The organism is Paracoccus aminovorans, assembly GCF_001546115.1.
Lineage (GTDB): Bacteria > Pseudomonadota > Alphaproteobacteria > Rhodobacterales > Rhodobacteraceae > Paracoccus > Paracoccus aminovorans_B.
Genome location: NZ_KQ955208.1, coordinates 1,242,000 through 1,248,965, shown reverse-complemented (window position 1 = coordinate 1,248,965; position 6,966 = coordinate 1,242,000). Strand labels below are relative to the sequence as shown.

7 protein-coding genes and 1 pseudogene are annotated in these 6,966 nt (G+C 59.2%); 7 read left to right on the top strand and 1 reads right to left on the bottom strand.

What is annotated here, in order from left to right:
- Positions 1-591: pseudogene (locus tag ASV56_RS22605) on the top strand (IS5 family transposase); the annotation flags it as partial.
- A gap of 13 nt (positions 592-604) precedes the next feature.
- Positions 605-772, top strand: coding sequence for a hypothetical protein (locus ASV56_RS23475; RefSeq protein WP_156429090.1), 168 nt, complete (start codon positions 605-607; stop codon positions 770-772).
- Here ASV56_RS23475 and ASV56_RS23470 read toward each other — a convergent pair.
- The gene (locus ASV56_RS23470) at positions 751-1,476 is read right to left on the bottom strand and encodes a hypothetical protein (RefSeq protein WP_156429089.1); all 726 of its coding nucleotides are present in this window, start codon (positions 1,474-1,476) and stop codon (positions 751-753) included. The genes ASV56_RS23475 and ASV56_RS23470 overlap by 22 nt on opposite strands.
- Before the next feature lie 241 nt (positions 1,477-1,717).
- On the opposite strand from ASV56_RS23470, the gene ASV56_RS06480 reads away from it, so the two are divergent.
- From ASV56_RS06480 to ASV56_RS22600, 5 genes are all read left to right on the top strand, one after another.
- Positions 1,718-1,960, top strand: a complete 243-nt coding sequence (locus ASV56_RS06480) for a helix-turn-helix domain-containing protein (protein WP_062561267.1) — start codon at positions 1,718-1,720, stop codon at positions 1,958-1,960.
- Between the two features lie 292 nt (positions 1,961-2,252).
- Positions 2,253-2,663 carry a hypothetical protein gene (locus tag ASV56_RS06475; RefSeq protein ID WP_062562254.1) on the top strand — a complete coding sequence of 137 codons (411 nt, stop codon included), beginning with the start codon at positions 2,253-2,255 and terminating at the stop codon, positions 2,661-2,663.
- Positions 2,660-4,795 (top strand): Mu transposase C-terminal domain-containing protein, encoded by a 2,136-nt coding sequence (locus ASV56_RS06470; RefSeq protein ID WP_062561266.1) that lies wholly within the window; start codon positions 2,660-2,662, stop codon positions 4,793-4,795. The genes ASV56_RS06475 and ASV56_RS06470 overlap by 4 nt, the downstream gene beginning before the upstream one ends.
- On the top strand, positions 4,785-5,735 hold the full coding sequence (locus ASV56_RS06465; protein ID WP_062561265.1) for a TniB family NTP-binding protein: 951 nt from the start codon (positions 4,785-4,787) through the stop codon (positions 5,733-5,735). Before ASV56_RS06470 ends, ASV56_RS06465 begins: the two co-directional genes overlap by 11 nt.
- Positions 5,735-6,966 (top strand): TniQ family protein (locus tag ASV56_RS22600; protein WP_156429136.1); only part of this gene is annotated, 1,232 nt, incomplete at its 3' end. The genes ASV56_RS06465 and ASV56_RS22600, both read left to right, overlap by 1 nt.

Sequence of the window (6,966 nt, the reverse complement as noted above, 5' to 3'; positions counted from 1 at the left end):
CTACCGCCAGTTCCGGCGCTGGACCCTGGCGGGGTTGTGGGAGCAGATCCTCGAAGCGCTGAACGAAAGTCGGATCGTGCCGGATGCGCTCCAGATGATCGACAGCACCGTGATCCGCGCCCATCATCAGGCAGCGGGCGCAAAAGGGGGACTCCAAGACAGGGTTTTGGCCGTTCAAGAGGTGGTTTCACGACCAAGGTCCACCTGCGCGTCAATGCTGCCGGGCTGCCAATGAGGTCGGACATCACGCCGGGCCAGACATCGGACTACCTGGGCTTTGATCTGGTCATGGACGACAACCTGCCGGAGCCTTGCATCCTGCTGGCCGATCGCGGCTATGACTCCGACAAGGTTCGCAAAACCATGGAGGCGCGTAGCATCCTGCCGGTGGTCCCGATGCGCAAGTCTCGCAGGCTCCGTGTCGCTGTCGATCGCAGGCTCTACCGGCTGCGGAACCTTGTCGAGCGGTGCTTCAACAAGCTCAAGAACGCTCGCCGTGTCGCCACCCGCTACGACAAGACCGCCGAAAGCTTCCTTGGCTTCATCGATATCACGTCGATCCGCCTCTGGCTCCGCCATTTGTCAACATGACCTAGGATGAACTATGGACAGCAAACCGCACGATCAGCCTGATCCCCCGGCCGACCCACCAAGCGATATGGCGAAGCGGGTCGCTGAGCTTCAGAAGCTCGCGAAGAATCTGGGGTTTAGCGGCCCGTCCGATTGGGAGAACGAAAAGCGATTCTTTGATCAAGAATGGGGTGAAGACTGACGTGTAATTTCCGCTCCAAGCCGTGAGACGGAAACATGCTTCGATCTTCCCTCCGCCCGAATTCCATATCGCGACAAAACGGAACGCGCGGTATCCCACGATACCTCTGCCGCCTTGGCAGCCTTGTTGACCGAACCGGTCTCGTCAAAAGTTTTTGCGATGAGCGCTTCATCATAGCGCCAATTTCCGTTACGAGGAATGATTGCTCGGCCCGTCTTTTTGATCCACCTGGCGATGGTGTCGCGACCTGTTCCGTGGCGACGGCTCAGTTCATGAATGGAAATACCGCGATCCCAGTCCCGCGCGACCTCTTCGCAGATATCGATTCCGGCGTCTTGCAGCGCCTGTTTGGTTTGAGCGCGATCGAGCGAATAGGCGGCTGCCAGCCCGCCGAACGATCTCACAAGATCGAAGGTTTCACGAACGGCCTTACTTTCAGGTGATGCAGGTGGCTTCCAGTTCCAGCGATTCTTGCGATGCTGCGGCATGTGCGAAGCAGGTTTTGGAAAATCTTGTCGTTCCTGGAGCTTCTCCGGCAAGATACTCGGCTTGGTAGAACGCCGCATTCTCTTCAACTTCAGTATTTCCTCCAGGCGGGCGTCGCGGCTTTTCTTCTGCAGACGATCAATAATAATCTTCGCTGCGAGCGCAGACGCTTTGGCGGCCGCGAGAGCGGCTGCTTCTTCCTCAGACAACCCAATCATTCAAACCTCCGGATCGGTTGGTTGCTACGCAATGAGGTCTCGACCGCCCCATATGCTGAGGCTCATGGCGAGGTTAGCACAACATAAGCCAGGCGTCGTGGTAAATTCTCAGTTTGACCAGATGTATCGCCAGTCAAATTCTGCAAAAGTGAGAGTCAATGCTCGAAATCGTTGCATAGGCGGAGGTTTTCCGAATCTCTGATTCGTAAAGCAACTCTGCAGACCAAGGACTTACATCCCCATGAAGGTCGATCTCGAGGGCCATGAAATTCTCAAATGCCGGCTTCGGCTGGTGGGATCATCCATGGCAAAGATCGCCCGGTCGCTCGGCATCTCGCAAAGCAGCGTGACCGTTGTGAGCCAAGGCTACCGTCGGTCGCACCGCGTGCAGCGCGAGATCGCAGACCAGCTTGGGACCACGCCGCAGCAACTCTTTCCCGATCGTTACGAGGCAGAGGAGGGCATGAAGACCGGACATAGCTGACAACGGGATATGAAAAAGGGCCCCTGCTGACACAGGCGCCCCTTTTGGTTGTCGTTTGGTCGCGACACCTCATTCATCCCCCGAGTCGAACAAAAAGTCAACCTGCCGGTCGCCGTGGCCGGCAGGGCTGTTCAACACGTCCAAAAGGGGGAGATCGCCCCGTCACCGCCGATGAGGCGGTGGCGGCCGCGCTCCGAACATCATGAACCAAAACCTGATCTATCGCGGGCCGGAACCGAGCCATGCGACCCGCACGATATCGCGCCGATCCCGGGCAAGTCTCCGGGGCGCCATGGTCGCCAAGCTGCCAGGCTTTCCCCGACCGCGCATCCTGCAGTTCGAAAGCGTGCTGGAATATGCCTTCCTGTGCCTGACCTTGGTGCGTGACGATATCCAGCACATCTGGGACCAGCCGCCGGTCGTGCATTATGTTGGTCGTGATGGCCGTCCGGCCAAGCATATCTTCGATTTCCTTGTGACGAAGACGGACGGTGAACGCATCGCCGTGGCGGTGAAGCCGATGCAGCGCGTCATCGCGCGCAACTTTCTCGCCCAGTTGGAGAGGGTGGCCGCCGCGACACCGAAGCAATTTGCCGACCGGGTGATGCTGATCACCGACCAGCACCTTGACCGCGCGGCCGCTGCGGCGGCGGCACGCCAACTTGCACGGACCCGTCCCGTTTTGACGGAGGTGGCGGTATGACGATCCGGTTCCGTTTCTCCAAATCCGATCTGATCACCACGGCGGGCGTTGCGATGCGCCCGCTGGAGATCGACGACAAGGGCGGTCTGTTCGAACGCGTCGGGCAGCCCGGAATCACCGAGTGGTATTCCCATGAGAAGTTGGCCGAATTGCTGCGTCGACCGGATACCACTTATATTGCAGGCTATTTTGGTCGTTCGACGCAAGAAATACGCAGTCGCAAGCCGGTTGATGTCGTCAATGAGTTGCGCGAGTCGGTTCGGCGGTTCGTGCTCTGGTGCAAGGCTTTCTGCGATGCGTTCCTGTACCTGGAATCGCTTGGCTTCATCAACCGCACGCAGGAAGGATATCTGAAAGGACGCGAGCGGCTTGCCGCCGAAATCCAACGACGGGTCGGTGAGGGCGCTGCCAGCGGCAAGGTTGTTCGACCGGGCGCAGACATCATCACCCGCCAGCTTCCCTGTAGCCGGACAGGTTTCGGATGGGTGCGGCGCTATGAACGGGCCGGATATTCGGCGGTAGTGCTGATTCCGGAGATCCATCGCTGCGGCAATCGCAAGCCGCGCTGGTGTCATCGCGCTGAGGCGCTGATGAATCAGGTCATCGAAATCTATGCCGATACGCAACGCCCAACCAGAACGCAGGCCGTTGCCGAAACGCTGGAGCTTTTTTGCCGCGAAAACCGACGGCGGGCTGAGGCTGGCTTGTCCGAACTGGTTGTGCCGTCGCGCCAAACCATCAAGCGCCGTCTTGCCCAGGCCGATCCATACTATGTGCATGCCAAGCGATATGGCACGGCGGCGGCAAATGCCAGATTCACGCTTTACGAGAATGGCCCTGACGTCCGGCAGCCGCTGGAACGTGTCGAAATGGACGAAAACCGCCTCGATGTGATCTCACTGCTGACGTTGTCCGGCATTTGGGACCATCTCCCCGCAGAGAGGCAGGCACGATTCGAGGCCGGGCGCCGGTGGCTATACGTCGCTATTGATTGTGCGACCCGGTGTATTCTCTCCGTGCGTCTGGCCGAGACACCGAACTCGAGCGATGCGATCAAGGCGCTGCGCGACATTTTCGTCGACAAGACACCGATCGCACAGGCGGCAGGATGCGAAAGCACCTGGCACCATCATGGTGGGATTAGCACCCTGGCGACGGACCAGGGCGGCGCCTTCGTGTCCGACGATTTTCAGGGGACAGTCTCTTCACTCGGTATCACCACGCACCTTCCGCCTGCGGGCCTGCCTTGGCTTCGAGGCCATATCGAAACCTTCTTCCGAACCTATGGGCACCAGCTTATGCCCCTTCTGGTCGGCCGGACCTTCTTCGATACCGTTGAGCGCGGCGATTACCCATCGGAGCAGCTGGCTTGCCTCTGCGACGACGACCTGATCAGGATCCTGCTGACCTATGTCGTCGACATCTACCACAATCAACCCCACGGATCGCTGGGTGGAGAAACGCCGAACCAGGCGTGGTCGCGGCTGGTTGCCGAGCACGGCACGCCTCCACTTCCCGATGGTCTCGCCTTGCGCAAGGCTTTCGGCAGGCCGTTGCAACGCAAGCTCCGCGGAGATGGCGTTTTGTTCGCGGGCCTGACCTATAACTGCAGGGCATTGCGCGAAGCTTTCCTGCATGCACCGGTGCGCAGCGTCGAAATCCGCGCCGATCTGCGGGATATAGGCTGGATCGCCGTCAAGGTGGGCGCGACATGGCATCCCGCCATGGCCAATCAGAGTGGCTTCGACGATGTCAGCTATGACGAGCTTCAGGAAGCCACCCGGGCGCTCCGCGTCAAGCACCGGCGGGATGCCGAGCTGGATGCGCCGACCGTCCGCCGGGCGATCGAGCGGATTTCGGAAACCAACCGCCGTGCTTTCGCGCTGCGTGAGTTGACACCATTCCATGTCACCGATCTGGACGTCGAGCGCAATCAATCCGCACTGCACTTCCCCTTGCGCTCCGATGCCGAGCGCCTCGGGCATGCCCGACCGTCTTCCGACCCTCTCTCCGACGGCATCCAGATCGTGCCGTGCAAAGGTGGATCATCCGAGAACCCCACTGACAACCATGACCAAAAACCGCCCGCGCGCGAGCGCCGGAACCGTTGGAGATTTGACGATGAGCAATGACAACATTCGCAAGGCCGCCGAGAAAGTGGCCGCGCTGCGGGACCATTTTGTCCACCACGAGCGGTTCGAGCCGCTGGAGGCGCGCTTCGCCATGCTGGTCGCAAAGCGCCTGTCCGATCTTGATGCAGGCCGATCAAGCGAAGCGCACGGACTCACCCTGTCCGGCCCGTCTGGCACCGGGAAAAGCGCCGCGATAAATCACCTGCTTGCCGGCGTTGGTCAGCTGCTGTCCACGACCCGCCATTTGGATGCCCCGATCATCAGCCTTCGCGTGCCATCACCAGCCACCCTGAAATTCCTCGGTTATACCTTGCTGCGCGCCCTGGGCTATCAGATCAGCTCGGAGCGGCAGGCCTGGTACATCTGGGATCTGGTCCGGCATCACCTGAAAGAGCGCCAGGTGCTGTTCGTCCATCTGGACGAGGCGCAGGATCTTGCCTCGCGCGGCACAAAGCACGAGCTGAACGCGGTAGCCTCGATGCTGAAGACCCTGATGACCGATCCCGACTGGCCAGTCGGGATTATCCTGTCTGGGACGCCGGAACTGGAAGATATTCTGAACCATGACCCCCAGCTGGCAAGGCGGATGCAGACGGTGCACTTCAATAGCCTGTCGCCGGTTGCGCATGGCAATGACGTGCTGGATCTCGTGGAAAACTACTGCAAGCGCGCCGGACTGCCGCCAGCCCCCGGCATTGTCGAACTGGCACATGGCGAACGGCTGATCCACGCGGCAGCCAATCAGTTCGGCCTGGTCATCGAACTGACCCTCGCCGCCATTGAACAGGCGTTTCTCAGCGGGGCCGGCCAGCTGGGATCGAAGGATTTTGCCCGTGCCTATCACCTGCGGACCGCCTGCGACGACTCGTTCAATCCATTTGTCATACCCGATTTTTATCGGGTTGATGCGCGGCAGGTCTTTTCACGGGAGAAACGCTGATGTTCACGGCAACAAACCCGCTACCCTTGACGGTCCCCACGGTTGTAGGGGAATCTGCGACATCCTTCGCCTCTCGCCTGGCTCGACGGAACGGCGTGCCCCGGATGATCACTTTCTGCTCGGATGTGGGGATCGACTACTTCGCGCTTGTGAACGGCGATCCAGTCGAAATCCAGCGGTTGGCAGTTCTGGGTGGGATCGATCCTGTCCCACTGCAAGCGGCAACACCTGCTTTGGTTGAGCCGGGGTGGTTTCGGCTTGGGAAGGAACGCATCAAATTCACGGGGTTCATACGGACAACACTTCGGGTCTGCCCGAGGTGCGTTCACGAAGCGCCAGACAGGACGGGAATCGTCCATCATGGGGCTTGGCAACTCGCAGCGATCCGCACCTGTGCGAAACATGGGTGCCATCTCGTTGCGGCTCCCAAGCCAAAGAACGGCAATGATTGCTTTGATCACGTCCCCATGCTCGACAGCTTTAAACCGACAGGTGGTGATTTGGCTGTGTCTCAGAATATGGAACTGGAGCGGTATTTGACCGAGCGGATCCAGAACGGACCCGGACAAACTTGGCTGGACCGTCTACCATTACATATTGCCGCACAAACCTGCGAGATGTTTGGCGCCCTGCTGACCTTGGGTCCGAGGGTAAAGCGAACAGAACCTACGGACGCGCAGTGGGCAGCGGCCGGCACCGCTGGTTTGAGTATCCTTCGTGGAGGTCCGGATGCGTTGCGTCAAAAGCTCAAGGACATTCAAGATTCTCATCCAGTCGGTGAAAAACTCTACCGGTCACATTACGGCGTCTTCTTCGATTGGCTGCGCTCTCGCGATGATGACCCAGATTTTGACGTTGTGCGTGACGTTGTCCGGGAGTTCATTTTTGAAAATTTTCCGGTTACGGTTGGATCGATTGTTCTCGGCAAGCCCTGTCCGGAACAATTGGTGCATTCTTTCTCAACGGCAAAGCAGGTTTTCGGCATCCCTCACCATAGGCTCGGTCAGAAACTGGTCACCTTGGGAATGGCAAAACCGCATGCGAGCGACAGATTCTACACGCTGACGCGATATATTCCGACTGCCATGCTGACCGACATCATCGCAGAGCTCGGAACACGCATCAGTGCAAAAGAAGCTGCGAAAGAGATTGGAGTTGAAACAGTGGTGCTTGCGCGGCTTGCATGCCATGGCCTCATCCCAAAGCAATCCGAATATGGGAAAAGGTCGAC